At 70.5% G+C, this 26,147-nt stretch carries 24 protein-coding genes; 14 read left to right on the top strand and 10 right to left on the bottom strand.

Translation table 11 applies throughout. The features are described 5' to 3' along the window. Positions 1-251: 251 nt before the first annotated feature. Both AC07AW_RS11010 and AC07AW_RS11015 read right to left on the bottom strand, forming a co-directional pair. Positions 252-1,727, bottom strand: a complete 1,476-nt coding sequence (locus AC07AW_RS11010; RefSeq protein WP_478815118.1) for a DUF2079 domain-containing protein — start codon at positions 1,725-1,727, stop codon at positions 252-254. 63 nt (positions 1,728-1,790) lie between these two features. Continuing rightward, the gene (locus tag AC07AW_RS11015) at positions 1,791-3,056 is read right to left on the bottom strand and encodes a glycosyltransferase 87 family protein (RefSeq protein WP_478815119.1); all 1,266 of its coding nucleotides are present in this window, start codon (positions 3,054-3,056) and stop codon (positions 1,791-1,793) included. An 89-nt stretch (positions 3,057-3,145) separates the two neighbouring features. Here AC07AW_RS11015 and AC07AW_RS11020 point away from each other — a divergent pair, with 89 nt between their 5' ends. Continuing rightward, on the top strand, positions 3,146-4,288 hold the full coding sequence (locus AC07AW_RS11020) for a glycosyltransferase family 4 protein (RefSeq protein WP_478815120.1): 1,143 nt from the start codon (positions 3,146-3,148) through the stop codon (positions 4,286-4,288). Positions 4,289-4,403: 115 nt separating this feature from the next. Here the strand turns inward: AC07AW_RS11020 and AC07AW_RS11025 are convergent, their stop codons facing one another. After that, positions 4,404-6,200, bottom strand: a complete 1,797-nt coding sequence (locus tag AC07AW_RS11025; protein WP_478815121.1) for an AMP-dependent synthetase/ligase — start codon at positions 6,198-6,200, stop codon at positions 4,404-4,406. Between the two features lie 255 nt (positions 6,201-6,455). Between AC07AW_RS11025 and AC07AW_RS11030 the strand changes: the two genes are divergently transcribed. The 6 genes from AC07AW_RS11030 to AC07AW_RS11055 all read left to right on the top strand — a co-directional run bounded on the left by AC07AW_RS11030 (position 6,456) and on the right by AC07AW_RS11055 (position 11,824). Next, entirely contained in the window at positions 6,456-7,223 is a 768-nt protein-coding gene (locus AC07AW_RS11030) for a metallophosphoesterase family protein (protein ID WP_478815122.1), read from the top strand. 92 nt (positions 7,224-7,315) lie between these two features. Further along, positions 7,316-7,756: an SRPBCC family protein gene (locus AC07AW_RS11035; protein ID WP_478815123.1), complete on the top strand. Its 441-nt coding sequence runs from the start codon at positions 7,316-7,318 to the stop codon at positions 7,754-7,756. Between the two features lie 584 nt (positions 7,757-8,340). After that, positions 8,341-9,462, top strand: coding sequence for an ArsA family ATPase (locus AC07AW_RS11040; protein WP_478815124.1), 1,122 nt, complete (start codon positions 8,341-8,343; stop codon positions 9,460-9,462). A 44-nt stretch (positions 9,463-9,506) separates the two neighbouring features. Further along, entirely contained in the window at positions 9,507-9,992 is a 486-nt protein-coding gene (locus AC07AW_RS11045; RefSeq protein WP_478815125.1) for a DUF5304 domain-containing protein, read from the top strand. Positions 9,993-10,058: 66 nt separating this feature from the next. Further along, positions 10,059-11,000, top strand: a complete 942-nt coding sequence (locus tag AC07AW_RS11050) for an ROK family glucokinase (RefSeq protein WP_478815126.1) — start codon at positions 10,059-10,061, stop codon at positions 10,998-11,000. Positions 11,001-11,077: 77 nt separating this feature from the next. Beyond that, a complete protein-coding gene (locus AC07AW_RS11055; protein ID WP_478815127.1) occupies positions 11,078-11,824 on the top strand; it encodes an endonuclease/exonuclease/phosphatase family protein in 747 nt (248 codons plus the stop codon). Between the two features lie 106 nt (positions 11,825-11,930). On the opposite strand, the gene AC07AW_RS11060 is transcribed toward AC07AW_RS11055, so the two are convergent. After that, entirely contained in the window at positions 11,931-12,581 is a 651-nt protein-coding gene (locus AC07AW_RS11060) for a hypothetical protein (RefSeq protein WP_478815128.1), read from the bottom strand. Beyond that, entirely contained in the window at positions 12,574-13,356 is a 783-nt protein-coding gene (locus AC07AW_RS11065) for an alpha/beta hydrolase (protein WP_369143787.1), read from the bottom strand. Before AC07AW_RS11065 ends, AC07AW_RS11060 begins: the two co-directional genes overlap by 8 nt. 173 nt (positions 13,357-13,529) lie before the next feature. Here AC07AW_RS11065 and AC07AW_RS11070 point away from each other — a divergent pair, with 173 nt between their 5' ends. From AC07AW_RS11070 to AC07AW_RS11085, 4 genes are all read left to right on the top strand, one after another. Then, positions 13,530-14,276, top strand: coding sequence for a lysophospholipid acyltransferase family protein (locus AC07AW_RS11070; protein ID WP_174518248.1), 747 nt, complete (start codon positions 13,530-13,532; stop codon positions 14,274-14,276). A 30-nt stretch (positions 14,277-14,306) separates the two neighbouring features. Continuing rightward, positions 14,307-15,518 carry a MacS family sensor histidine kinase gene (gene macS, locus AC07AW_RS11075; protein WP_478815129.1) on the top strand — a complete coding sequence of 404 codons (1,212 nt, stop codon included), beginning with the start codon at positions 14,307-14,309 and terminating at the stop codon, positions 15,516-15,518. Positions 15,519-15,538: 20 nt separating this feature from the next. After that, positions 15,539-16,186, top strand: a complete 648-nt coding sequence (locus AC07AW_RS11080) for a response regulator (RefSeq protein WP_123457269.1) — start codon at positions 15,539-15,541, stop codon at positions 16,184-16,186. A gap of 79 nt (positions 16,187-16,265) precedes the next feature. Further along, positions 16,266-17,267: a 2-hydroxyacid dehydrogenase gene (locus AC07AW_RS11085; RefSeq protein ID WP_478815130.1), complete on the top strand. Its 1,002-nt coding sequence runs from the start codon at positions 16,266-16,268 to the stop codon at positions 17,265-17,267. On the opposite strand, the gene AC07AW_RS11090 is transcribed toward AC07AW_RS11085, so the two are convergent. From AC07AW_RS11090 to AC07AW_RS11100, 3 genes are all read right to left on the bottom strand, one after another. Next, positions 17,264-19,135 carry an anthranilate synthase family protein gene (locus AC07AW_RS11090; RefSeq protein ID WP_478815131.1) on the bottom strand — a complete coding sequence of 624 codons (1,872 nt, stop codon included), beginning with the start codon at positions 19,133-19,135 and terminating at the stop codon, positions 17,264-17,266. The genes AC07AW_RS11085 and AC07AW_RS11090 overlap by 4 nt on opposite strands. Positions 19,136-19,239: 104 nt before the next feature. Continuing rightward, entirely contained in the window at positions 19,240-19,299 is a 60-nt protein-coding gene (locus tag AC07AW_RS11095) for a trp operon leader peptide (protein ID WP_225798856.1), read from the bottom strand. A gap of 95 nt (positions 19,300-19,394) precedes the next feature. Beyond that, on the bottom strand, positions 19,395-22,208 hold the full coding sequence (locus AC07AW_RS11100; RefSeq protein WP_478815132.1) for an N-acetylmuramoyl-L-alanine amidase: 2,814 nt from the start codon (positions 22,206-22,208) through the stop codon (positions 19,395-19,397). 155 nt (positions 22,209-22,363) lie between these two features. Between AC07AW_RS11100 and AC07AW_RS11105 the strand changes: the two genes are divergently transcribed. Further along, entirely contained in the window at positions 22,364-23,716 is a 1,353-nt protein-coding gene (locus AC07AW_RS11105; protein ID WP_478815133.1) for a class II 3-deoxy-7-phosphoheptulonate synthase, read from the top strand. Between the two features lie 122 nt (positions 23,717-23,838). Then, the gene (locus AC07AW_RS11110) at positions 23,839-24,087 is read left to right on the top strand and encodes a (2Fe-2S)-binding protein (RefSeq protein WP_478815134.1); all 249 of its coding nucleotides are present in this window, start codon (positions 23,839-23,841) and stop codon (positions 24,085-24,087) included. 16 nt (positions 24,088-24,103) lie between these two features. Here the strand turns inward: AC07AW_RS11110 and bfr are convergent, their stop codons facing one another. Next, the gene (gene bfr, locus AC07AW_RS11115) at positions 24,104-24,580 is read right to left on the bottom strand and encodes a bacterioferritin (protein ID WP_015032978.1); all 477 of its coding nucleotides are present in this window, start codon (positions 24,578-24,580) and stop codon (positions 24,104-24,106) included. 178 nt (positions 24,581-24,758) lie between these two features. On the opposite strand from bfr, the gene AC07AW_RS11120 reads away from it, so the two are divergent. Beyond that, positions 24,759-25,415 (top strand): sulfite oxidase-like oxidoreductase, encoded by a 657-nt coding sequence (locus AC07AW_RS11120; protein ID WP_478815135.1) that lies wholly within the window; start codon positions 24,759-24,761, stop codon positions 25,413-25,415. Positions 25,416-25,446: 31 nt separating this feature from the next. On the opposite strand, the gene AC07AW_RS11125 is transcribed toward AC07AW_RS11120, so the two are convergent. Further along, positions 25,447-25,974 carry a DUF4396 domain-containing protein gene (locus tag AC07AW_RS11125; protein ID WP_478815336.1) on the bottom strand — a complete coding sequence of 176 codons (528 nt, stop codon included), beginning with the start codon at positions 25,972-25,974 and terminating at the stop codon, positions 25,447-25,449. Between the last annotated feature and the right edge of the window lie 173 nt (positions 25,975-26,147).

The raw sequence follows: 26,147 nt of genomic DNA on the forward strand, positions 1-26,147 counted from the left end.
GGAGGCCCGCACGAAGCCCTGCGGCTGCGGGCACTGGCCGCGCTCGTGGCGGGGGACGGGCACATGAGGACGTGGCGGCGGTCTTCGGGGTGTCGCTGACCCACACCCACCGGGCCGGGAACCAGACCGAACTCGCCGCCGAAACCCGACGGTTCTTCCACCGCTGACAACGCCAAACTCACATCGTGCGCGGATACTTCGGTGGCCGGCACGTCCGCTACGTCATCGACCGGTGAACCCCATGAGTTCGATCAATGACGTGGGGTCTTCCCGCTGTCGACCCTGCTGAAAAGCGAAACCCCGTCGCGTATGTCGACCCTTTGGTAACCGGCAACATCCGGTATGGCCGCTTCCATTGCCCTTCCGGCTGTGCAGTCCGGATCGGTCATGTCGGTGGCGTCGTAGATCAGCCACTGGGGGGGCTCATTCGGAGGGAAGGATCGAGGGAACAGACAGATCTCGCTGACGGTGGTCCGGTTCGCGAGCTGAGCGGCCAGGCGATTCGATGCAGCCACGGTCGCGCCGTCAGGGATTCGTTCGAGCAGCTCGTTCGATGTCCTGACATGGGCGGAATCGCTCCATGTCTGCGGTAGTGCGAGCTCATGCAGGGGGTGAGTGAAGAAGGTGACGCCTGTGGTCACTGTTCCGATGACGCAGGCGGGAAGGATTCTGTGTGCGGTCACGCGGGCGGTAGCGACAGCATGGATGGCGGCGGCGAAGGCGATGGGCATGAGGACTGCGCTGTAGTGGAAATCCGTCCCCCAATGGAAGGGGTTCGGCGAGGTGAAGCGCCAAGCCAGGGTCGGCAATGCGACAAGCAGGATCGGAGAGCGTAGGGCAAGGAATCCGGTGGGGGCCAGGATTATGAAGACCGTGAGCCACTTCACGGGCGGCCAGAAGGCTCCGATGGCCTGCAGGAGTAGGCCCGTCTCCTCGGGAGTCGGGGCCGGCCAGTAGGCGAACTTCCCGATCGGGTTGAAGTACGGAAGGATTACCAGCATTTCCAGGGCGGTGGCGGCGACCCCGAAGGCGAGCGTGGCGAGCCCTGGGGCTCGAGGTCCTTTCCAGGCCACGTAGGCGCCGATCGCGGCAACGGTGAGACCGAGGTCCTCCTTGACGAGGATCAGTGGAAGCGACCACAGGATGGTCGCGCGCCAGTTCTTTCGTCCGGCGGCGCAGAGGGAGAGAGACAGGAGCGGTACGGCGAAGGCGACTTCGTGGAAGTCGAAGGAGATCAGTTTGGCGAGTCCCCAGGAAGCTCCGTACGACACTCCGATCCAGTAGGCGAACCTCCGGCCCCTGACGTCGTGAGCCCACTTCATCAAGGGGATGATGGAAAACGCGACAAGGGCCGCCTGAAAGACGAGCAGTGTATAGCTGGACGGAAATACTTTGTAGGCCGGCGCAATGAGGGCGAGGATCGGGTGGAAGTGATCCCCGAGCGTGTTGTAATCGGGCCCCTTGAGGGGGGAATAGGGGATGGACAGTTCGGAATATGACTTCACGATCTGCGTGAAGATTCCCAAGTCGTACCCGGTCGAGAGGTTTACCGCATGGCGCCTCCCCGACAGGAGCAGATAAGTCAGAAAGAAGGTGCCGGCGACCAGAAATGTGGGCTTCGAGAATTTCGCTGCCGCGACTTCCGGAGATTTCTTCTCTGCTCTCTCTGTATCCCCTGTCCCTGTGCGCCGCGGAAGCGTGTCGACCGAGAGGTTCGGATTATTCATATCAGTAGAAAAACCTAACGGGGGAAGGTTGATCAGGGTAGCATCAGCGCCTATCGGTGGGATTCAGACCGAACCGATCGGTACCTTCTTCTGCTCCAGTCGCGCCACCGGGACGGGGATCCGCATGACGCCTGCGTCCAGCACCGTGTGACGCCACAGAGTGCGGCATGCGGAGAAGGCGGCGGCCACGAGCAGGCCGTTGCGCAGGAACAGCACCGCAATGCCCAGCGGATCGCTCTCCGTCACGTGCGAGAACCAGACGGGGAACTCGAACTGCGTCGCAGCCGTCGCCCACAGGACAAGGTAGGCAGGGCGCCGCATCCTGGTTGACCGGTAGGCGAGGCAGACCGCGGCGAGCCCGACCAGCCAGACCATGTATTGAGGCGAGATCACCCGGCTTGTCACGGTGAAGAGCAGAACGGCCACGAAAGCTGCGTCCGCCACCGTTGAGGATGCGAAGCGCCGAGCCTTGAATCGCCACAGGGCCAGCCAGCCGAAAGCGGCAACCGTCAGCCCCATCGAGCCGGCCGACACCCACGAGACGTACGGGCCGACGAATTCCATCGAGCCGTAGTTCATCCGTGCCACCCCGTCCCAGCCGAAGTGCCGGGCCAGGTGGAACACCGTCGCGCCCAGCGACTCGACCTCCGTGCCCCGCTCGCTCTGGTGAGAGAGGAAGGCCAGCGACCCTGGCATCCAGGCTGTGCACAGCAGCAGGACCGCGCTTGCCGCGCCTGCCGCCACCGGCCAGGAACGCCAGGTCATCGACCCCTTCGGGGTGCCCACGAGGAGCAGTGCCGGCCACACCTTGAGCACCGCGCCGAAACCACCGAGCGCACCGAGGATCTGCGGACTACGGCCGGCGGCCAGCAGGGCTGCCACGGCGACGGCTGTCACCATGATGTCGTAGCGGGCGTACGCGGTCGGGCCGAGCAGCGGCACGGCTGCCAGCCATAGCCAGGCGCCCCGCATCGACCGGCCCGGTCGGCGGCCCGTGCGCACAAGAGACCCGAAGACGACGACATCGCACAGGGATGCCAGGACGAAGAAGGCGGCTGAGTACCCGAGGAACGGCAGCAGTGCGGGCGCGAGGATCGCAAGGGCGGCGGCAGGCGGATACTGCCAGGTCACGTCATTCTGGGGATAGGTTCCCGTCTTCAGGACTTCGAACCAGCCCTGGTAGATCTGCTCGACTTCCAGCGTCACGTCCGGGCCGGGGACCACCACGACCTTGAAAGCACACAACAGCAGGATGATCCGGCTGAGGCCCCAAAGAGTGATCGGAAGTCGCAGGTATATGGGGGGGTCGTTTCCCGCGGCGCCCGTCATGACCGTCCTGGTTCCTGTCCTGTCGGCTCGCTCATGTGGGAGGAGCGGTGTTGCCGGGCAGTGGATGCGATCGCGTACTGTCGGCCACGATGCACAAGACCCTGATCGTAACCAACGACTTCCCGCCGCGTCCCGGCGGAATCCAGGCCTTCCTGCACAACATGGCGCTCCGCCTGGACCCCGACCGGATCGTGGTCTACGCCTCCACGTGGAAGCGCAGCCGTGAGGGGATCGAGGCGACGGCCGCGTTCGACGCCGAACAGCCTTTCACGGTGGTACGGGATCGCACCACCATGCTGCTGCCTACTCCTCGGGTCACCGCCCGGGCCACCGCGCTGCTGCGCGAGCACGGCTGCGAGTCCGTGTGGTTCGGCGCGGCCGCGCCGCTCGGCCTGATGGCCCCTGCGCTCCGCCGGGCGGGCGCGAAGCGGCTCGTCGCCACCACCCACGGGCACGAGGCGGGCTGGGCCCAGCTGCCCGCCGCCCGGCAGCTCCTCCGCCGCATCGGCGAGGGCACGGACACGATCACCCACCTCGGCGAGTACACCCGCTCCCGGATCGCGACCGCCCTCACCCCGGCCGCCGCCGGACGCATGGTCCAGCTCCCGCCCGGCGTCGACGAGAAGACCTTCCACCCCGACTCCGGCGGCGACGAGGTCCGCGCCCGCCTCGGGCTCAGCGACCGCCCCGTCGTCGTCTGCGTCTCCCGGCTCGTCCCGCGCAAGGGCCAGGACACCCTGATCCGGGCCATGCCCGCGATCCTGAGCCGGGTCCCGGACGCCGTCCTCCTGATCGTCGGCGGCGGACCGTACGAGAAGGACCTGCGCCGCCTCGCCGCCGAGACCGGCGTGGCCGGATCCGTACGCTTCACCGGCGCCGTCCCCTGGTCCGAGCTGCCCGCCCACTACGGGGCCGGCGACGTCTTCGCCATGCCCTGCCGCACCCGGCGCGGCGGCCTCGACGTCGAGGGCCTCGGGATCGTCTACCTGGAGGCCTCCGCCACCGGCCTGCCCGTCGTCGCCGGCGACTCCGGCGGCGCGCCCGACGCCGTCCTCGACGGCGAGACCGGCTGGGTCGTCCGCGGCGAGTCCGCCGAGGAGACCGCCGACCGCGTCGCCACCCTCCTCCTCGACCCCGAGCTCCGCGACCGCATGGGCGAGCGCGGCCGGGCCTGGGTGGAGGAGCGCTGGCGCTGGGACCTCCTCGCGGAGCGGCTGCGCGAGCTGCTGTAGGGGGACTGCCGGAGAGGTACTGCTGCGAGAAGTGCTGCTGCAAGAAGTACTGCTGCAGGGGTACGCGAAAGGGGCCCGGGGCGATGCGATCGCCCCGGGCCCCTTCCTGTCGCCCCTACTTGGTGTAGATGGCCTCGATCTCGTCGGCGAAGTCCTTCGCCACCACGTTCCGCTTCAGCTTCAGGGACGGGGTGATGTGCCCCGCCTCCTCCGTGAACTGGGCCGGGAGGATACGGAACTTGCGGACCGACTCCGCCTTGGAGACCGCGGCGTTGCCGTCGTCGACGGCCCGCTGGACCTCCGCGATGAGCTCCGCGTCCTCACGGAGGGAAGCCGCCGTCGAACCGGCCGGCTTGCCGTGCTCGCTCGCCCAGCGACCCAGGAACTCCTCGTCGATCGTGACCAGCGCGCCCACGAACGGACGCCCGTCGCCGACCACCATGCACTCCGCGACCAGGGCGTGTGCCCGGATCCGGTCCTCGATGACCGCCGGGGCGACGTTCTTGCCGCCCGCCGTCACCAGGATCTCCTTCTTCCGGCCCGTGATCGCGAGGTAGCCGTCCTCGTCGAGCGTGCCGATGTCACCCGTGTGGAACCAGCCGTCCGCGAGCGCCTCGGCCGTCGCCGCCTCGTTGTTCCAGTACCGCGAGAAGATGTGCTCGCCGTGCAGCAGCACCTCGCCGTCGTCGGCGATCCGCACCACCGAGCCCGGCAGCGGCTGACCGACCGTGCCGATCTTCTGCCGGTCCCAGGGGTTGAACGCGGTCGCCGCGCACGACTCCGTCAGGCCGTAGCCCTCCAGGACCGTGAAGCCGATGCCCCGGAAGAAGTGGCCGAGCCGCTCGCCCAGCGGCGCGCCGCCCGAGATCGCGTACTCGCCGCGACCGCCGAGCACCGCCCGCAGCTTGCTGAAGACCAGCTTGTCGAAGATCTTGTGCTTCAGCTTCAGACCGAAGGACGGGCCCTGCGGGGTGCCGATCGCCCTGCTGTACGCGATGGCCGTGTGCGCGGCCTTGTCGAAGATCTTGCCCTTGCCGTCGGCCTGCGCCTTCGCCCGCGCCGAGTTGTAGACCTTCTCGAAGACGCGCGGCACGCCCAGGATGAGCGTCGGCCGGAACGAGGCCAGCTCGTCGGTGAGGTTCTTGATGTCCGGGACACAGCCGAGACGGATCGGCGCCATCACCGAGGCGACCTCGACGAGCCGCCCGAAGACGTGCGCGGCCGGCAGGAACAGCAGCACCGAGCACTCGCCCGTACGGAAGAGGGGCTTCAGCCGCTCCACGATGTTGCCGCACTCGGCGAAGAAGGCACGGTGGGACAGGACGCAGCCCTTGGGGCGGCCCGTCGTGCCCGAGGTGTAGACGATCGTCGCCGGGTCGTCGGCGTTCGCCGCGGACATGCGCGCGTCGAGGAGCTCGTCGGAGACGTCCGCGCCGGCCAGCATGAGCCGGGCGACCGCGTCAGCCTCGATCTGCCACACGCCCTTGAGCTCCGGCAGGTTCTCCCGCACGGACGCCACCGACTCCTCGTGCGCGGCGCTCTCGAGGAGGACGAGCCGGGCGCCCGAGTCGCCGAGGATCCACTGGATCTGCTCCGGCGAGCTCGTCTCGTACACCGGCACGGTCACCGCGCCCGCGCTCCAGATCGCGAAGTCGAGCAGCACCCACTCGTAGCGCGTACGGGAGAGCAGCGCGACCCGGTCGCCCGGCTCCACGCCGGAGGCGATCAGACCCTTGGCGATCGCGCGGACCTCGGTGAGGAACTGGGTGGCGGTGACGTCCGTCCAGACGCCGTCGACCTTGCGCCCCATCACGGCGACGTCTGGGTGCTGGGAGGCGTTGCGGCGGATGAGATCCGTCAGGTTGCCGTCCGTGGGGACCTCGTACAGGGCCGGAAGGCTGAACTCGCGCAAGACTGCTGCTCCTCATCGGGCGCCGGCGCCACGGCTCTGTGTGATGCACCGGTGAAGTCCATGATCGGGCAGGTGCTCAGTGGGGGTGAGCACGACTGGACCGCTCGGACGTTACCCACCAGTACATGGTTCCCGGTAGGGGGTCCCGGCCAGATGTTCCGTGCGTCACACATGCGTGACGTTGCTCTGCGCACAGTAATCCACCGGTTTCACGACTCCCAAGTAACCGCAGGTGACACCCCCTAAGGTGGGCTCATGCGAGTCCATGTGGTCAGTGACGTGCACGGCAACGCCGGCGACCTCGCCAAGGCAGGGGAGGGCGCCGACGCCCTGATATGCCTCGGTGACCTGGTCCTCTTCCTCGACTACGCCGACCACAGCCGGGGCATCTTCCCCGACCTCTTCGGCACCGAGAACGCCGACCGGCTCGTCGAGCTCCGCACCGCCCGCCGCTTCGACGAGGCCCGCGACCTGGGCCGCCGCCTCTGGGCCGAGCTCGACGTCGACCGCGACACCGCGATCGAGGCCGCGGTCCGCCGCCAGTACGCCGAACTCTTCGCCGCCTTCCCCACCCCTACGTACGCCACCTACGGGAACGTCGACATCCCCCGGCTCTGGACGGACTTCGCCGGACCCGGCACGACCGTCCTCGACGGCGAGCGGATCGAGCTCGGCGGCCTCACCGTCGGCTTCGTCGGCGGCGGCCTGCGCACGCCCATGCGCACCCCGTTCGAGATCTCCGACGAGGAGTACGCGGCGAAGGTCGAGGCGCTCGGGGACGTCGACGTCCTCTGCTCCCACATCCCGCCGGACGTCCCCGACCTGACCTACGACACGGTCGCCCGCCGCTTCGAGCGCGGCAGCCGCGCCCTGCTCGACGCGATCCACCGGGTCCGGCCGCGGTACGCGCTCTTCGGCCACGTCCACCAGCCGCTCGTTCGGCGGATGCGGATCGGTGTGACGGAATGCGTGAACGTCGGCCACTTCGCCTCGACCGGGAGGCCCTACGCCCTGGAGTGGTGACGGCGCGGCCACGGGGGCGCGATAGCCTTCCATCGGCACGTCTGTGCCCCTTTTCTACTTCCGCCGGACCGCACAGTGGAGGAGCCACCGCGATGGCCGAACACACCAGCTCGAGCATCACCATCGAGGCGGCGCCGGCCGACGTCATGGGCGTGATCGCCGACTTCGCCCGCTACCCCGAGTGGACGGGCGAGGTGAAGGAGGCCGAGGTCCTGTCGTCCGACGAGGCCGGCCGCGCGGAGAAGGTGCGGCTGCTCCTCGACGCCGGCGCCATCAGGGACGACCACACCCTGGCGTACACCTGGACCGGGGACAACGAGGTCTCCTGGACCCTGGTCAAGTCCCAGATGCTCCGCTCCCTCGACGGCTCGTACCTGCTGAAGGACCTCGGGGACAAGCGCACCGAGGTCACGTACCAGCTGACGGTGGACGTCAAGATCCCCATGCTCGGCATGATCAAGCGCAAGGCGGAGAAGGTCATCATCGACCGCGCGCTGGCGGGCCTGAAGCAGCGGGTGGAATCGGGCGCGTAGCCCTCACCGGGCAGCCCGGTCCCGGCCGGACGCCCACCTGCGCTGCGGGTCGCGCCAGAGGGACGGCGCCCCGGCCCCCGGGGTGGGCCCGCGCCCGGCTGGGCGGTGCCCCGACCCGCCGCCGTGTGGGCCCGCGCCCGCGCTGGGCGGTGCCCGCCGCCCACCCGCCGTGTGTCCGCCCGCGCTGGGCGGCGCCCCGGCCCACCGCCCGTGTGGGCAATCGTCCCGCTGGGGCGGGACGGGTGGGCACACGGGACGGCGCCCCTAGCGGCGCCTCCGCGTTCCGCGCCCTGACCCGCACCACCAGCTCGGCGTACGAAGGGGTGCGGGTCCAGGCTCGGAAGCCTCTGGCGCCGGCAGGGCGCGGGTCCGTTGTGCCCACCCGTTCCGCCCCAGCGGAACGATTGCCCACAACGGGCGGGGCGCCGTCCGGGAGGGTGGGCACTGCCCCAGCGGAACGATTGCCCACAACGGGGTGGGGGTGGGCGCCGTCCCGGTGGAGCGCATGGCCACAACGGGGTGGGTGGCTGCTCGCAGCAGGCTGGGCGGCTGGTCACGATCAGGGCCCGGTAACGTTTTGGCGCATGCGGATCATCCTTGTCACCGGCCCCGGCGGCGCCGGCCGCACCACCCTCGCCGCCGCCACCGCCCTCACCGAGGCCCGGGCCGGACGCCGCGTCCTGCTCGTGTCCGAGGACGCGGACCCGCTCCCGGGCGTCGACAGTCTCCGGCCCGCGCCCGCCGCCGACTTTCGGCGGGAGTTCCTGGCCCTCCAGGAGCGCTCCTCCGCCGCCCTCGACCTCCTCGGCGCCGCCCCCTTCGAGGACGCCGAGCTGACCGAGCTCCCCGGGAGCCGGCAGTTCGCCCTGCTCAGGGCCCTGCGTGACGCCGCCGCCGGTGACCACGAACTCGCCGTCGTCGATCTGCCGCCGCTCCCCGAGGCCCTCGCCCTCCTCGCCCTCCCCGGCCAGCTCCGCCGCTATCTGCGCCGCCTCCTGCCTCAGGAGCGCCAGGCCGCCCGCGCCCTGCGCCCGATGCTCGCCCAGCTCGCCGGCGTCCCCATGCCCGCGCAGTGGCTGTACGAGACCACCGCCCGCTGGGAGGCCGAGCTGGCCGCCGTCCAGGCCGTGGTCGAGGCCCCCGGCACCACCGTCCGGCTCGTCCTCGAACCCGGCCCCGGCGCCGCCCGCGCCCTGCGCGGCGCCCGGCTCGGCCTCGCCGTCCAGCGCCTCGCCCTCGACGCCGTCGTCGCCAACCGGATCCTGCCCGCCGCCTCCGAGGACCCCTGGCTCGCCGGACTCACCACCGAACAGCACCGGCACCTCGCGGAGCTCCGTACCGCCGCCACCGCTGAGCTGTACGAGCTGCCGCATCTCGGCCGGGCCCCGCGCGGGGCCGAGGACCTGCTGCTGCTCTCGCCCGTCCGGACCGAAGGAGCGGCCCCCGTACCGGAGTGGGCGGTCGAGGACCGGCGCGAGGAGGACGGCGTCCTCGTCTGGCACATCCCCCTGCCGGGCGCCGTCAAGGAGGAGCTCAACCTCGTCCGCCGCGGCGACGAACTGCTCCTGACCGTCGGCGCGTTCCGCCGCGGCGTCCCCCTGCCGGGCGCCCTGCGCCGCTGCACTGTCACCGGCGCCGGGCTCGTCGACGGGGACCTCCGGGTGCGCTTCACACCCGACCCCGGGCTCTGGCCCCGCACCCCCTGAGGCGGCGTGTACCGTCGAAGTACGCAGCCACTGAGGAGTACGCCATGAGCGATTCGGACGCCTGGGCCAAGGCCTGTGCCGAGGACCTGGAGGCGGAGAAGGCCCGCCGCCGGGCGCAGCGCGCGACCGAGCCCGGCTCGCCCGCGGAGGAGTTCCGCAAGCTCTTCGAGGCCGTGGCCGACAAGGTCTCCGGCGGCCTCGGGAACCCGTTCCTCGGCGGCCAGGCCGCGCAGACCGCCGCGGAGACCGTGCAGCAGCTCGTCAACCAGGCGAAGGCCGTCGTCGAGCCCGTCATCGAGCGCAACCCGCAGGTCTTCGACCACCTCGCCGCCGCCGGCAGCGAGCTGCTCGCCGCCTACCGCTCCGCCGTCGAGGGCCACGAGAGCCGCTGGACCCGCGGCGGCTCCGTCCCCGACGCCGACGACCCGCGCCGGGACGCGGACCCGGACAGGCCGCCCAAGGGCGACCGCAAGGACGACCGCAAGGACGACGAGGGGCCTGGAACCGGCCAGCACATCGACCTCGACTGATCGGCGGGCCACCCCCGCTCGGGTACGGTGGGCCTTAGCGGGGCTCGACCGAAAACTGAGGGACACATGGGACTCACCATCGGCGTCGACATCGGCGGCACGAAGATCGCGGCCGGCGTGGTCGACGAGGAGGGCAACATCCTCGACACGCACACTGTGCCCACCCCGCCGACCCCCGAAGGCATCGTCGACGCCATCTGCGACGCGGTCTCCCAGGCCGGCAAGGGGTACCAGATCGAGGCCGTCGGCATCGGAGCCGCGGGCTACGTCGACGACAAGCGCGCCACCGTCCTCTTCGCGCCGAACATCGACTGGCGGCACGAGCCGCTCAAGGACAAGGTCGAGCAGCGGGTCGGCCTGCCCGTCGTCGTCGAGAACGACGCCAACGCGGCGGCCTGGGGCGAGTACAGGTTCGGCGCCGGCAAGGGCCACGAGGACGTCATCTGCATCACCCTCGGCACCGGCCTCGGCGGCGGCATCATCATCGGCAACAAGCTGCGCCGCGGACGCTTCGGCGTGGCAGCCGAGTTCGGCCACATCCGGGTCGTCCCGGACGGCCTGCTGTGCGGCTGCGGCAGCCAGGGCTGCTGGGAGCAGTACGCCTCCGGGCGCGCGCTCGTCCGGTACGCCAGGCAGCGTGCCAACGCCACCCCGGAGCGCGCGGAGATCCTCCTCGGCCTCGGCGACGGCACCCCGGAGGGCATCGAGGGCAAGCACGTCAGCCAGGCCGCCCGCGCCGGCGACCCGGTGGCCATCGACTCCTTCCGGGAGCTGGCCCGTTGGGCGGGCGCCGGTCTCGCCGACCTGGCCTCGCTCTTCGACCCCTCGGCGTTCATCGTCGGCGGCGGCGTCTCGGACGAGGGCGACCTCGTCCTCGACCCGATCCGCAAGTCCTTCCGGCGCTGGCTGATCGGCGGTCAGTGGCGCCCGCACGCGCAGGTCCTCGCGGCCCAGCTCGGCAACAAGGCCGGCCTGGTCGGCGCCGCCGACCTCGCCCGCCAGGGCTGACAGCCCCCTCGGGGCATACGACGACCGCCCGCCGCGTCCTCTCGGACCCGGCGGGCGGTCGTCGTATGTTGGCCGTCATGGCGATCAGTGAGCTGCCCAACTCCCGCACCGAGAGCGACGGTTCGGCCGTCCTCCGGGTCCTGAGCTACAACGTCCGTTCGATGCGCGACGACGAGGACGCCCTCGCCCGGGTGATCCGCGCCTGCGCCCCGGACCTCGTCTTCGTCCAGGAGGCCCCGCGCTTCTTCCGCTGGCGCAAACACGCCGCCCGGCTCGCCGCGAAGAGCGAGCTCGTCGTCCTGAGCGGCGGCGCCACCGCGGCCGGACCGCTCCTGCTCTGCTCCCTGCGGGCCACCGTGGAGCGGACCGAGGACGTCCTGCTGCCGCTCACCCCGGGCCTGCACCGGCGCGGCCTCGCGACCGCCGTCGTCCGCTTCGCCGGGGCCCGGCTCGGTCTCGTCAGCTGCCATCTGAGCCTGCGGAAGGACGAGCGGTACGCCCAGGCCGGGATGGTCCTCGACCGGGTCGCCGCCCTCGGCACCCCGCACGCCCTCGTCGCCGGCGACCTCAACGAACGCCCCGGCGGCCCCGCCTTCACCCGGCTCACGAAGGAGCTCCAGGACGGCTGGGCGGTCAGCCCCTGGGGCGGCGAGCACACCTCGACCCCGGCCGACCCGCACCAGCGCATCGACGCGATCCTGGCGACCCCCGGCGTCGAGTTCCTCGGCTGCGGAGTCCCGACGGACCTCGACCCGGCGGACCTGCGGGCCGCCATCGACCACCTCCCGGTGCTGGCCGCGGTCCGCGTCCCCGCGACGAGCTGAACGACGGGCTCCGGCCACGTGGCGGCCGGAGGCCGGCGCAGCCGTCCGAAGCCCGGGAGGCGCCCCGACGCCGAGCGGTGCGAGGGCGGCGCCGGGAAGAGGTGCCTCAGACGACCGCCCCGCGGCCCGGGTCGTCGAAGCCGTCGTCATCGTCGTCGTCGTGCTTCATGCGGGCCACCAGGGTCGCGAAGCCGCCCAGGAAGCCGCCCACGCAGAGCGTCGTCAGCCACCAGGTCATGTCCCACTGGAGCACGACGGCGAGCAGCATCAGGACCGGGCCGCCGACGACCGCGAGCCAGGCGAACTTGGTCGTCGTGTCCGCCTCGGGCAGCGGCGGCGGCTCCGGCGGGACGAAGTGGCCCTCGTCGACGCCGCCCGCCGCCTCGTCGTCCGACTCGGCCGGGGAGTAGTCCCGGGGGCCGCCGCTCCCCACCCCGGGCGCGAACACGATCGAGCTGCCGAGCGCGGGCCGCTCGGGCCCCGTCTCCGGGTTCTCGTCCGCCTCGTCCGCCTCGGGGGCCTCCGGCGCGGGCTTCGGCCTCGGCTTCCAGGCCGCGCCCTTGATGGGCCGGACCTCCCCGCCGTCGTCGTCCGTGTCTTCGGGCTCGGGCAGCGAAAGGTTCTCGACGGGCCGGAACGGCTTCGTCCCCGGAGGGTCCGCGGGCTCCTCGCCGTACCCGGCGACGATCGCGGCCCAGGCCGCCTCCTCGTCGATGGGCTGCGGCTCCCGCTCCGGGCCGTCCTGCTGCTCAGCCACCGCTCCTGCTCCCCTTTCCGTCGACCAGATCCGGGGCCAGACGCTCGACGAAGGCCAGGCTCTCGTCGAAGATCCGCTCCGCGTCATGGTCCAACGTCGCCACGTGGTAGCTCTGTTCCAGCAGGACCTCCTTCACGTCCGTCGAGGAGATACGGGAGAGGATCCGGGCCGAGTCGGCGGGCGGCACGACGTGGTCCTGCGGGCTGTGGAGCAGTACCACCGGCTGGGTGACCTGCGGAAGCTCCCCGTCCACCGTCTGGAAGAGCCGGCGCAGGGAGTGCGCGGCGTGCAGCGGCACCCGGTCGTAGCCGACCTCGGTCACGCCCTCCTTGGCGATGTCGCTGGCGATGCCCTTCGTGGAGGGGACCAGGTGCCGGACGACCGGCAGGGCGTGCGCGGCGAGGCCGTGCACCTTGTTGCCCGGGTTGACGAGGACGATGCCCCGCACCGCGTCACCGTGCTGGGCGGCGAGCCGCAGCGTGAGGGCCCCGCCCATGGAGAGGCCGAAGACGAAGACGGTCCGGCAGCGCTCCAGGAGCTCGCGCAGGGCCCGGTCCGCCTCCGCGTACCAGTCGTGCCAGGTGGTGAGCTGCATGTCCTGCCAGCGGGTGCCGTGACCGGGCAGCAGCGGCACCGACACCGACAGGCCGCGCTCGGCCAGGTACTCGGCCCACGGGCGCATCGACTGCGGGGAACCGGTGAATCCGTGACAGAGAAGGACGCCGACCTCTCCGCCTTCATGGCGGTACGGCTCGGCTCCGGGAAGGACCGGCACCGGGGTCTCCTGTTCGGTTGCGACTCCGGCGTTCTCGGGTGCGCCGGAGCGACGGAAAATGGGGAAGGACCTTCACGGTACGCGACCGGACCGACACCGACCAGGGCCGTAGCGGGGGCCGTGCGTCGGTACGGGATAAAGTCGTGGCGACGGCACACGGAAGGCTTGGCGAGTTGATCTACGGCGCAATGAAGTTCTCCATCGGAGGGTCCCTGAAGCTCGCCTTCCGGCCCTGGGTGGAGGGTCTGGAGAACATCCCCGCCGAGGGACCGGCGATCCTCGCGAGCAACCACCTGTCCTTCTCGGACTCCTTCTTCCTGCCCGCCGTCCTGGACCGCAAGGTCACCTTCATCGCGAAGGCCGAGTACTTCACCACGCCCGGTGTGAAGGGCAAGCTCACCGCCGCCTTCTTCAAGGGCGTCGGCCAGCTCCCGGTGGACCGTTCGGGTGCCCGTGGCGCGGGCGAGGCGGCCATCAAGGCCGGCATCGAGGTCATCGAGGGCGGCGGGCTCTTCGGGATCTACCCTGAGGGCACCCGCTCGCCCGACGGCCGCCTCTACCGGGGCAAGCCCGGCGGCCTCGCGCGCGTGGCCCTGGCCACCGGCGCGCCGGTGATCCCGGTCGCCATGATCGACACCGAGAAGATCCAGCCGCCCGGCAAGGTCGTCCCCAAGCTGATGCGCCCGGGGATCCGGATCGGCAAGCCGCTGGACTTCACCCGCTACCAGGGCATGGAGGGGGACCGCTTCATCCTCCGCTCGGTGACCGACGAGGTCATGTACGAGATCATGAAGCTGTCCGGCCAGGAGTACGTCGACATCTACGCGACGGCCGCCAAGCGGCAGATCGCGGAGGCGGAGAAGGCGGCCAAGGAGGCCGTCAAGGCCGAGATCGCCGCTCGGGAAGAGTCCGGCGCGTAGGTCCCCGCGAGGGACTCGGGGGTGGGGGAGATGGCCAAGCGCGAGCGTGTCGTGCGCATGTCGGTCGAGCAGCCGCTGTGGCGGGCGCTGACCGGCTACCGCGTCCTGACGATGGTCTACGCGGTCCTGCTGGTCGCTTTCGGCCGGGAGCGGTACGAGCGGCCCTGGATCGCCGTCGCCTATCTGGCGGTGCTGTGCTGCTGGACCCTCGCCACCCTCCCCAAGGTGGCGAACGCGGCCGGCTGCACCAGACGCTTCCTCGTCGCCGACCTCTCCATCGCCCTCGTCGGCATCCTCCTCACCCCGCTCGCCGACGCCCACGCCCAGTCGATCGACGGCCCCACCCTGCCGTCCATATGGACCGCCGGCTCCGTCCTCGCGTACGCGATCAAGGGCGGCTGGCGCTGGGCCGGTGTCGCCTCCTCCCTGGTCGCCGTCGCCAACATCATCGAGCGCGGCCACCCCAGCCGGGACACCTTCCACAACGTGCTCCTCGTCTGGGTCGCCTCCATCGCCATCGGCTACGTCGTCGAGGTCGCCCGCGCGTCCGAGCGCACCCTCGCCCGCGCCCTGGAGATCGAGGCCGCGACCCGGGAGCGGGAGCGGCTCGCCCGCGACATCCACGACAGCGTCCTCCAGGTCCTCGCGATGGTGCAGCGGCGCGGCACGGCGCTCGGTGGCGAGGCCGCCGAACTCGGCCGGATGGCGGGGGAGCAGGAGGTCGCCCTCCGCACCCTCGTCGCGGGCGGGCTCACCCGGCCCAGCCTGGTCTCCGAGGACGAGTCCGAGGGCGCCTTCGTCCGGGTCGTCGAGGTCGACGACGAACCCGACACCGATGCGCCCGTCGACCTCCGCGTCCTGCTCGCCCCCCGCGCCGGGGCCAAGGTCACCCTCTCCGAGCCGGGTGCCCCGGTCCCGCTGCCGCCGCCCACCGCCCGGGAGCTGGCCAACGCCGTCGGCGCCGCCCTGGACAACGTCCGGGTGCACGCCGGGGAGGACGCGCACGCGTGGATCCTGATCGAGGACTGGACGGACGAGGTGATCGTCACCGTCCGGGACGACGGCCCCGGCATCCCGGAGGGCCGCCTCGCGGAGGCCTGGGGCGAGGGCCGGATGGGCGTCGCCCTGTCCATCCGGGGGAGACTGCGGGATCTGGGCGGCTCGGCCGAGCTGATCTCGGTCCCCGGCCAGGGCACGGAAGTCGAGTTGAAGGTTCCACGGGGGAAGGCAGGGGAGAAGTGAGCGAGCAGCGGATCAAGGTGATGGTCGTCGACGACCATCCGATGTGGCGGGACGCGGTCGCCCGCGACCTCGCCGAGGCGGGCTTCGACGTGGTCGCCACCGCCGGCGACGGCGAGCAGGCCGTGCGCCGCGCCGTCGCGGCCGGTCCCGACGTCCTCGTCCTCGACCTGAACCTGCCGGTCAAGCCGGGCGTCCAGGTCTGCAAGGAGCTCGTCGGCGGCCGGCCCGAGCTGCGGGTCCTCGTCCTCTCGGCGAGCGGCGAGCATGCCGACGTCCTGGAGGCGGTCAAGTCCGGTGCCACCGGCTACCTCCTCAAGTCGGCCAGTACGGAGGAGCTGATCGACGCGGTGCGCCGCACGGCCGTCGGCGACCCCGTCTTCACCCCGGGCCTGGCCGGCCTGGTCCTCGGCGAGTACCGCCGGCTCGCCTCCGAGCCCGCCCCGGCGGCCGGCGCCGACGAGCCGAAGGCCCCGCAGCTCACCGAGCGCGAGACCGAGGTCCTGCGGCTCGTCGCGAAGGGCCTCAGCTACAAGCAGATCGCCGAGCGCCTGGTCATCTCGCACCGCACGGTGCAGAACCACGTCCAGAACACCCTGGGCAAGCTCCAGCTGCACAACCGGGTGGAGCTCGTCCGGTACGCCATCGAGCGCGGCCTCGACGACGCCTGAGGCGGCCGGGCGTCACGAGGGGCCGTATATTCGCGATATTCGCTCGTATACGGCCCATCGTGACGTTGAGGGGAATCCCGTGGAAATCCTGGCATTCGGCGTGCAGGCGGACGAGAAGCCCCTCATCGAGAAGGCCTTCGAGGGCCACCACGACGTCCGCTGCGTGGGAGTCTTCCTCACGGAGGACACCGCCCCCATCGCCGCCGGGTACGAGATCATCTCCACCAGCGTCAACGCCGACCTGAACCACCGGGTCCTGCAGACCCTCGCGGCCGGCGGGACCCAGATGATCGCCCAGCGCTCCACCGGCTTCAACAACATCGACCTGGAGGTCGCCGAGCGCCTCGGCCTCACCGTCGCCCGGGTCTCGTACTACTCGCCGTACTCCGTCGCCGAGTTCGCCTGGACCCTTGCCACGGCCGTCAACCGCCGCATCGTCCGCGCCTCCAACCGGACCCGCGACTTCGACTTCCGGCTCGACGGACTGATGGGCCGTGACCTGCGGGGCCGTACCGTCGGCGTCCTCGGCACCGGCAAGATCGGCGAGGCCTTCACCCGGATCGCCCACGGATTCGGCATGAACCTCCTCGGCTGGGACGTCGCCGAGAACCCCGCCTGCGTGGAACTCGGCATGAAGTACGTCGAGAAGGAACGGCTCTTCGCCGAGGCCGACCTCATCAGCCTCCACGTCCCGCTGCTCCCCGCCACCCATCACCTCGTCGACGCCGCCGCCCTCCGGGCCATGAAGGACGACGCCATCCTGGTGAACTCCAGCCGCGGCGGGCTCATCGACACCGAGGCCCTCGTCACCGAGCTCCGGTCCGGCCGCTTCACCGGCGTCGGCCTGGACGTGTACGAGGCGGAGGCCGGGCTCTTCTTCCTCGACAAGTCCCTGGAGGTCGTCGAGGACGACACCCTGGCCCGCCTGGTCACCTTCCCGAACGTGGTGGTCACCTCCCACCAGGCGTACTACACGCTCGACGCGGTCGGCCAGATCATCGACACGACGGTCCAGAACGTCCTCAACTACGTGGCGCGGCGACGCGACGAGAACGTCCTGGTACCGAGGACCGTCTCCTAGACCAGCACGCCCGCGAGCAGCGAGGCGGTGAGCGCCGCGCCGTCCGTGGTGAGCACCGACTCCGGGTGGAACTGCACACCGGCGAAACCCGGTCCACGCAGGGCGTGCACCTCGCCGCTCTCCTCGTCCCGGCTCACCTCGATGCGGTGCAGCGCCAACTCCGTCGCCGTCCGGTCGTCGCAGCGGGCCGTGAAGCTGTTGTAGAAACCGACCGTCTGCTGCTGCCCGAAGAGGTCGATCCGCAGCTGCGCCCCCTGGAACGGCGTCCGCTTGCGCACGATGTCCAGGCCCAGTTCGGCCGCGATCAGCTCGTGCCCGAGGCAGACGCCCAGCAGGCCGTGGCGGTGTCCCCGTACGAGTTCCGCCGTCAGGCCGCGCAGGAAGCGCATCTTCGGGTCGGCGGCGTCCGAGGGGTTCCCCGGGCCGGGCCCCAGGACGACCGGCCCCTCGTGGGCGAGCGCCAGCTCCCGCAGCCCCGGCTCGTCGTAGCGCAGCACCGACACCTCCAGGCCCGAGGAGCGCAGGACGTGCGCGAGCATCGCCGTGAAGGTGTCCTCGGCGTCGATCACCAGCGCGTGCCCGGACAGCTCCGCCGAACGGGCCTGCATCTTCAGCCAGAACGGCGCCAGGTCCGCGCGGCGCGCGTCCAGCGCGGCCCGCACGCGGGGGTCGTCGGCGAGCCGCGGCGGCACCGGAGCCGACGCGTCGGCCGGCCGCCCCTCCCGTACGCCCAGGGCCGTGAGGACACCCGCCGCCTTCGCGTGGGTCTCGGCGACCTCGCCCGCCGGGTCCGAGTGCCGTACGAGCGTGGCGCCCACCGGCACCCGCAGCTGGCCGTCGGCGGCGATGTCGGCGGTACGGATGAGGATGGGGGAGTCCAGCGTCTGCACCCCGTTCGCGTCCGTGCCGAGCAGGGCGAGCGCACCCGCGTAGTACCCCCGGCCGCCCTCCTCGTGACGCTCGATCACCCGGCAGGCGTTCTGCACGGGCGAGCCGGTCACGGTCGCCGCGAACATCGTCTCCCGCAGCACCTCCCGCACGTCGAGCGAGGACCTGCCCCGCAACTCGTACTCCGTGTGCGCGAGATGGGCCATCTCCTTGAGGCGCGGTCCGACCACCACCCCGCCCATGTCGCCCACCGTGCACATCATCTTCAGCTCCTCGTCCACCACCATGGAGAGCTCCTCGGTCTCCTTGCGGTCGGCGAGGAAGGCGAGCAGGTCCTCGGCGGTCGGGGCGGCCCCGGCCGGGTAGCGGTACGTGCCGCTGATCGGGTTCATCACGACCGTCCCGCCCGACATCCGGACGTGCACCTCGGGGCTCGCCCCGACCAGCGTCCGGTCCCCGGTGTGCACCACGAACGTCCAGTACGCGCCCCGCTCGCCCGCGAGCAGCCGCCGGAACAGGGCGAGCGCGTCGGCGCGCCCGAAGCCCGGGATCTCGCCGGTGTAGGTGCGCCGGATCACGAAGTTCGCGCCTTCGCCGGAGCCGATCTCCTCGTCGATGACCCGTCGCACGGTCTCCGCGTACTCCTCGTCGGAGACGTCGAACCCGCCGCCCTCCACCCGTACCCCGTGGGCGGGCAGCGCGGCGAGGGCCTCGTCGAGCGGCAGCTCGTACGCCTCGTCGGCGACGAGCACGGAGAGCGGGGTGCCGTCGTCCCGCACGTCGAAGCCGCGCTCGCGGATCTGCCGGAACGGGACGAGCGCGAGCGTCGGCAGGGGCCCCACGGGAAGCTCCGCGAGGCGCTCGGCCTCGTGGACCCGGCCGATCAGCACCTCGACGGTGTCGTGGTCACGGCCGGGGGTGCGGCGGCGCAGCAGCGCGAAGGGAGGGCAGGAGGGGTCGAGGAGACGGGAAAGGTCCATGGGGCGGGTCGTTCCTTCCGAGTGGAGTACGGAGAGGAGGAACGGCCCGGGCACGAGAAAGGCCGCCCCTCGGGCGGCCTTTGCGTGTGTGGGTGTACGCGCAGTCAGTGGGCCGCCGGATGAGCGGTCCACCACCAGTTCTGGGTCTGCGAGACGTACGACATGCGAGCACTGTAACGCAGCCGGGCACGGGAACGGGGCCCGTTCCACACCGTGGACGGCGTGGAACGGGCCCCGAGGCCGTATCTGTTCTGCCCGATCAGAAGATCAGGTTGTAGGGCTGCCAGCCCGGGCTGACCTGCACGCGCGCGGTGTACGGGGCGGTGGCGCTGCCGGTGCCCTTGTACAGCCACAGCGCGCCGGCGCTGTCACGGGCGACGAAGTCCACCTTGCCGTCACCGGTGATGTCACTCGGACCGGTGATGCTGTTGTAGATCTGCCAGCCGGTGCCGACCTTGACGCGGGCGGCGTACGGGGCGGTGGCGCTGCCGGTGCCCTTGTACAGCCACAGCACGCCGGCGCTGTCGCGGCCGATCATGTCCGCCTTGCCGTCGGACGTGAGATCGCCGGTGCTGACGATGCTGTTGTAGATCTGCCAGCCGGTGCCGATCTGCACCCGGGGGGCGAACGGCGTCGCCGGGGTGCCGGTGCCCTTGTACAGCCACAGCGCGCCCGACTTCTCGCGGGCGATCAGGTCCGGCTTGGAGTCGCCGGTCAGATCACGGACGCCGATGATCCGGTCGTAGATCTGCCAGCCGCCGCCGGTCTTCAGGCGCGTCTTGAACGGCGCGGACGGGTTGCCGCTGCCCTGGTAGTACCAGAGCACACCGGAGGCGTCCCGGGCCACGGCGTCACCGGTGCCGTCGGCCCGCAGGGCGGTCAGCGGGGTGACGGCGTTGTAGATCTGCCAGCCGCCGCCGACCTTGTACCGCGTCAGGAACGGGCTGGTGGCGCTGCCGGAGCCCTGGTACTGCCAGAGGACACCGGAGCCGTCCCGGGCGAGGAGGTTGTAGCGGTTGTCGCTGCGGAGGGACGCCGTGGTGGCGACCTCCTTGACGTCGCTCGCCTTCACCCACGCCATGCGGTGGTTGTAGCGGATCGGGATGAAGATGTTGGTCGTGCCGACGACACGGGTGCCGTCGGTGTTGTAGGCGCTGTAGTAGTAGTCGCCCGGGACCGGGTCGCCGGCCTTCACGTACAGCTGCCCGGCCGGGAGGCTGTACTTCGTCAGCGAGGCGCTGTTGTTGGCCTGGACCGGGACACCGGTGCCCGTGTAGGCGGCGTCCTCGGGGTAGGTGCGGCCGTAGACCGGGATCGAGGTGGCGCCGTCCTTGGCGGTGATCGCCGTCTTCACGCCCGCGGGGGCCGTGTACTGGCCGCCGGGGTTGTAGAACCAGGCCTTCTTGCCGCCGTACCAGATGGCGGTCCAGTCGGTCCGGGACTCGGCGACGACGTGGGTGCTGCCGGCCGTGACCTTGTTCGCCCAGTTGGAACCGTACGTGGCACCCGAGGTGAAGTACGGGTCGGTCAGCGCCTTGGTCTGGTCGGCCACGGGCTCCGAGTAGAGGTAGCCGAAGTTGACCGGCAGCGCGACGGTGGTCTTGGTGACGCTCTGACCGTCGACCTGCTCCGTGTACTTCAGCTGCTGCTGGTTGGCCGAGGTGAACGGCGGGACGATCCGCACCAGCTGTCCGGCCTGGAGGGGGCCGCCCGCGCCACCGGCACCGGTGGGGGCGCCCACCAGCGTCATGAAGTGGTTCCAGTCCCAGAACGGGCCCGGGTCCCAGTGGTCCTGGATCTTGGAGTCCAGGATGCTCGGCACGTCGTCGTGGCCGATGATGTGCTCGCGGTCCAGCGGGATGGAGAACTTCGCCGCCAGGTACTTCACGAGGGCCGCGGAGGACTCGTACTCGGGCTCGGTGTACCAGCCGGAGTCACCCTTGATGGCAAAGCCCTCGTGCTCGATGCCGATCGAGTGCATGTTGAGGGTCTTGTTGCCGGCGTGGTACGCCTCGTTCTTGGTCTCCACCATCTGCGTCACGCGACCGTCGGCGCGGACGATGTAGTGGGCGCTGGCGTAGCTCAGCGGGTTCTGGAAGACACCGACGGCACCGTCGTGGTCGCCCTCGATGTCGTGGATGACGATCTGGCGGACGTCGAAGCCGTTCGCGGGACGGCTCGCGATGTTGTAGTTGCCGTCGTTCTGCGAGTAGGCGGCCGGGATGAACGTGCAGACCAGGCCCGTCGGGCACTCGACCGCCGGGTCCTCGCTCGTGGCCGTGAAGCTTGCCGCCAGCGGCACGTTCGACGGCTTGACCGGCTTCACCGACGGGTCCGCCGGCAGGACGACCTGCTCGCCGTCCGCGGTGATCTCCCGCTCGCCCGTCTTGATGGACTCGAAGACGCGCTTCGCGAAGAGGTCGGCGCCCTTCCGGTCGTCGGACTGGCTGTAGCGGGCCACGGCCGGGTACCAGGCGCCCGGGTCGTCGGACAGCTCGGCGCCGGCCTGCTTCTGGTACTCGGCGAGGAGCGCGGCACCGGCGCGGATCGAGGCGGCCGTGTCCTTCTGCACGGACTCGGTCGAGCCGTCGATCAGCTCGGCGGCCTTGTCGAGCGTGTGCAGCGTCGGGTCGGAGGTGTCGATCTTCTTCTCGGGGAGGGAGGCCAGCGCCTTCTTCCCGTCGAACCGCTTCTCGATGCGCGGGTCGCCGCTCCGGTTCATCAGATCGAGCAGCTGCTCGTCCGTGTCCTGCTCGACGTCCTCCGGGTCGACCTTCGTCAACCCCATGACGTTGTACGCACCCGTGGTGCTGGGCACACCTTCGTGCGACTCCCAGCGCGTCTGGCGGTACGACACGGCCATCAGCACGCTCTGCGGGACGTCGAACTCGCGGGCGGCGTTTGCGAACTGCGTCTGGAGGGAAGGGTCACCCCCGGACGTGCCGTCGCCCGCGCCGAGGAGGCCCGGTGAGGCGACCGCGATGGTGCCGATCGTGGCGGTGGCGACGACGGCCGCCGCCGCTCCGTACAAGAGTCGTTTCTTCTTGCGATCCCTGCGATGCCTCTGGGTCACGCCCACCCCTGTGAATTCGACTTTGCTCTTGTGAAACGGGCCAGAGGGTAACACCACTCGATGGCGTGAAGATCCCCGTGTGACATTTCGGGCGCGCGTCTCAGCCATTGGGCAGGGGGACAGGACCGGACGAAGAACCCCGTAATGTTGTGCATGTGACCGTGAACGCTGATTCCCACGCCGTCGCCAAGGCGACCTGGCGAGACCTGCCCGCGGCGCAGCAGCCCGAGTACCCCGATGCCGAGGCTCTGCGCGATGTGATCGCGGACCTCGAGTCGTATCCTCCGCTCGTCTTCGCCGGCGAGTGCGACCAGCTGCGCGCCCGGATGGGAGCCGTCGCCCGTGGCGAGGCGTTCCTGCTCCAGGGCGGCGACTGTGCCGAGGCCTTCGACGCCGTGTCCGCCGACCACATCAGGGCCAAGCTCAAGACGCTGCTCCAGATGAGTGCCGTCCTCACCTACGCGGCCTCCGTGCCGGTCGTGAAGGTCGGCCGTATCGCCGGCCAGTACTCGAAGCCCCGCTCCAAGGGGACCGAGACCCGCGACGGCGTGACCCTGCCGACGTACCGCGGCGACTCGGTCAACGGCTTCGACTTCAACGAGAAGGCCCGTATCCCGGACCCCGAGCGGCTGAAGCGGATGTACAACGCCTCCGCCTCCACGCTCAACCTGGTGCGCGCCTTCACCACCGGTGGCTACGCCGACCTGCGCCAGGTGCACGCCTGGAACCAGGACTTCGTGAAGTCGTCCCCCTCGGGCCAGCGCTACGAGGCGCTCGCCCGCGAGATCGACAACGCCCTGAACTTCATGAAGGCCTGCGGCACCGACCCGGCCGAGTTCAAGGCCGTCGAGTTCTACGCCTCCCACGAGGCGCTGCTGCTCGACTACGAGGGCGCCCTGACCCGTACGGACTCGCGCACCGGCAAGCTGTACGACACTTCCGGCCACATGGTCTGGATCGGTGAGCGCACCCGTCAGCTCGACCACGCGCACATCGAGTTCTGCTCGCAGATCGCCAACCCGATCGGCATCAAGCTCGGCCCGACCACCACGGTGGACGAGGCGCTCTCCTACGTCGACCGTCTCGACCCGGACCGCGAGCCGGGCCGGCTGACCTTCATCGTCCGCATGGGCGCCGACAAGGTCCGCGACAAGCTCCCCGAGCTGGTCGAGAAGGTCACCGCCTCCGGCGCGGTCGTCGCCTGGGTCACCGACCCGATGCACGGCAACACCTTCGAGGCGGCCTCCGGCCACAAGACCCGCCGCTTCGACGACGTGCTCGACGAGGTCAAGGGCTTCTTCGAGGTCCACAAGGCGCTCGGCACCCACCCGGGCGGCATCCACGTCGAGCTCACCGGTGACGACGTCACCGAGTGCGTGGGCGGCGGCGACGAGATCTTCGTCGACGACCTGCACCAGCGCTACGAGACGGCCTGCGACCCGCGGCTCAACCGCAGCCAGTCGCTCGACCTGGCGTTCCTGGTGGCGGAGATGTACCGCGATCAGTAAGTAGGTTCCTACGGGGATGGGGCACGGATCGCTGTGATCCGTGCCCCATCGTCGTATCGAGGGCTTTTACGCCTCGGGGGTGCCGGGTAAGGTTAGGTTAGCCTTAACGATCTCGGCGGGAGGTGAACCGCGTGTACGTCTGCTCATGCTTCGGTGTCACGGAGAACCAGGTCAAGGAGCACGCGGACGCGGGCGCCTGCACACCCCGCCAGATAGCCTCCGCCTGCAAGGCCGGCACGGACTGCGGCTCCTGCGTCCGTCGCATTCAAGCCATTCTCGGGCGCGGCAACTGCCCGCGACGCGAGCTCGTGGACCAGGGCATGCCCGCCCTGACGGCGGAGACGGTCACGGAGCTCCGGGAAGCGGCCTAGGGCCCGTCTGACGGCCTCAGCTCGGCTGCTCGATGAGCGTCGAGATGTACAGCGCCTCACCCAGGGACTCGATCAGCTCCAGCTGCGTGTCCAGGTAGTCGATGTGGTGCTCCTCGTCGGCGAGGATCTCCTCGAAGAGGTTGGCGGACGTGATGTCCCCCTTGGCGCGCATGACCTCGATCCCGCGCTTGAGGCGGTCGATCGCCTCCACCTCGACCTGGCGGTCCGCCTGGAACATCTCGGTGATCGTCTGGCCGACCCGCACATGGAAGAGCCGCTGGTAGTTGGGCAGGCCGTCGAGCATCAGGATGCGCTCGGTCAGCTTGTCCGCGTGCTTCATCTCGTCGATGGACTCTTCGCGGGTGTACTTGGCGAGCTTCGTCCACCCCTTGTTGTCCTGGATGCGGTAATGCAGCCAGTACTGGTTGATGGCCGTCAGCTCGCCGGTCAGCTGCTCGTTGAGGAACTCGAGGACCTCGGGGTCGCCCTGCATCGCTTCAGGATCCTTCCACGGTACGTGTCCATGCCGTCACTAGGCGGGATGGCCGCATCCTCGCACCCCGAATGGGGGGCGTCCAGTAAGTGCAGGCTTAGTCGGAGTTGCCCGAATCGAGCCTCCCGCGTGGTCGCTTGGTCATGACCACCCCTCGCCGTCTGTCACCATGGATGACATGGGTCAGCCGGAGAGCGGAGTACACCGGGAAGCGGGTCAGCCGGATCGTTCGCCGGAGCTTCCGCCGGATCTGCCGCCGGGGCAGCGCCTCCAGCGCGGCTGGCCGGTCACCCATTACGGGCCCGTCCCCAAGTTCAAGCCGGACCGCTGGGAGTTCCGCGTCTTCGGGGCGACGGCCGACGGCGACAAGCGGTGCTGGAACCACGAGGAGTTCTCGGCCCTGCCGTTCTCCACGGTCGTGGCCGATCTGCACTGCGTCACGAAATTCAGCATGCTCGGGGCCGAATGGGGTGGTGTCCCCGCCCGCACGGTCCTGGAGCTCGCCCCGCCCGCGCCCCACGTCACACATGTGATGGTCTGGGCCGAGTACGGCTACAGCGCCAACATGCGGCTCGCCGACTTCGCCTCGGACCGTACGATTTTCGCCACCCACAAGGACGGGGAGCTGCTCACCGCCGAGCACGGCTTCCCGCTGCGGCTCGTCGTCCCGCACCTGTACGCCTGGAAGGGACCCAAGTGGGTCCGGGGCGTGGAGTACATGGCCGCCGACCGGCGGGGCTTCTGGGAGGAGCGCGGCTACCACAACCTCGGTGATCCGTGGCGGGAGCAGCGGTACTCGTACCAGGAGGAACCCGGAGACGGCCCGGAGCTGTAGCAGCTCCGGACCGCCTCGGTGGTGGTGTCGTTCAGTGGTGGTACTGGTGGACCACCGCGTGGCCCTTGCCGCGGCCGATCATCCACTTGTTGACCGGGGTGGTGAGCACGAAGGCGACGCCGAGCGAGATCGCGAGGACGATCCAGAACAGCGGTTCGTCGAGGTGCGCGTCCATGGCGCCGGGCCAGAGGGCGATGACGCCGTTGTCGATGATCTCCATGACGGCGATGGAGAGGGTGTCGGCGGCGAGGGCGACCTTGAAAGCTGTCTTGAAGTCGACGCCGGCCTTGAGGATGCCGCGCAGGGTGAGCGCGTAGCCGAAGAAGAAGGCCAGGATGATCGCGAGGATCATCGTCGGCATGTTGCCCCAGCCGAACGCGGTGCCGATGATCATGCCGAGGATCTCGCCGATGGCGCAGCCGGTGAGGCAGTGCAGCGTGGCCTGGGCGGCCATGGACCAGGAGACGGTGCCGCCGGGGGCGTGGTGGTGACCCTCGTGGTCGGCGTGCGCGGCGTGATCCTCGTGCCCGGCGTGATCCGCGTGGGCGGAGTGGTCCATGTGGGTGGTGTGGTCCGCGTGGGCGCTGTGGTCGGCGTGGCCTTCGTGGCCGGCGTGAGCCAGGTGGGCCTCGTGATCCGCGTGACCCTGGTGGCCCGCATGGTCCTCATGGCCTGCGTGACTCTGGTGACCCGCGTGGCCCTCGTGGCCCTCATGTTCGTGGTGCGCGTGTG

It is taken from the genome of Streptomyces sp. NPDC044003, from assembly GCF_056435185.1.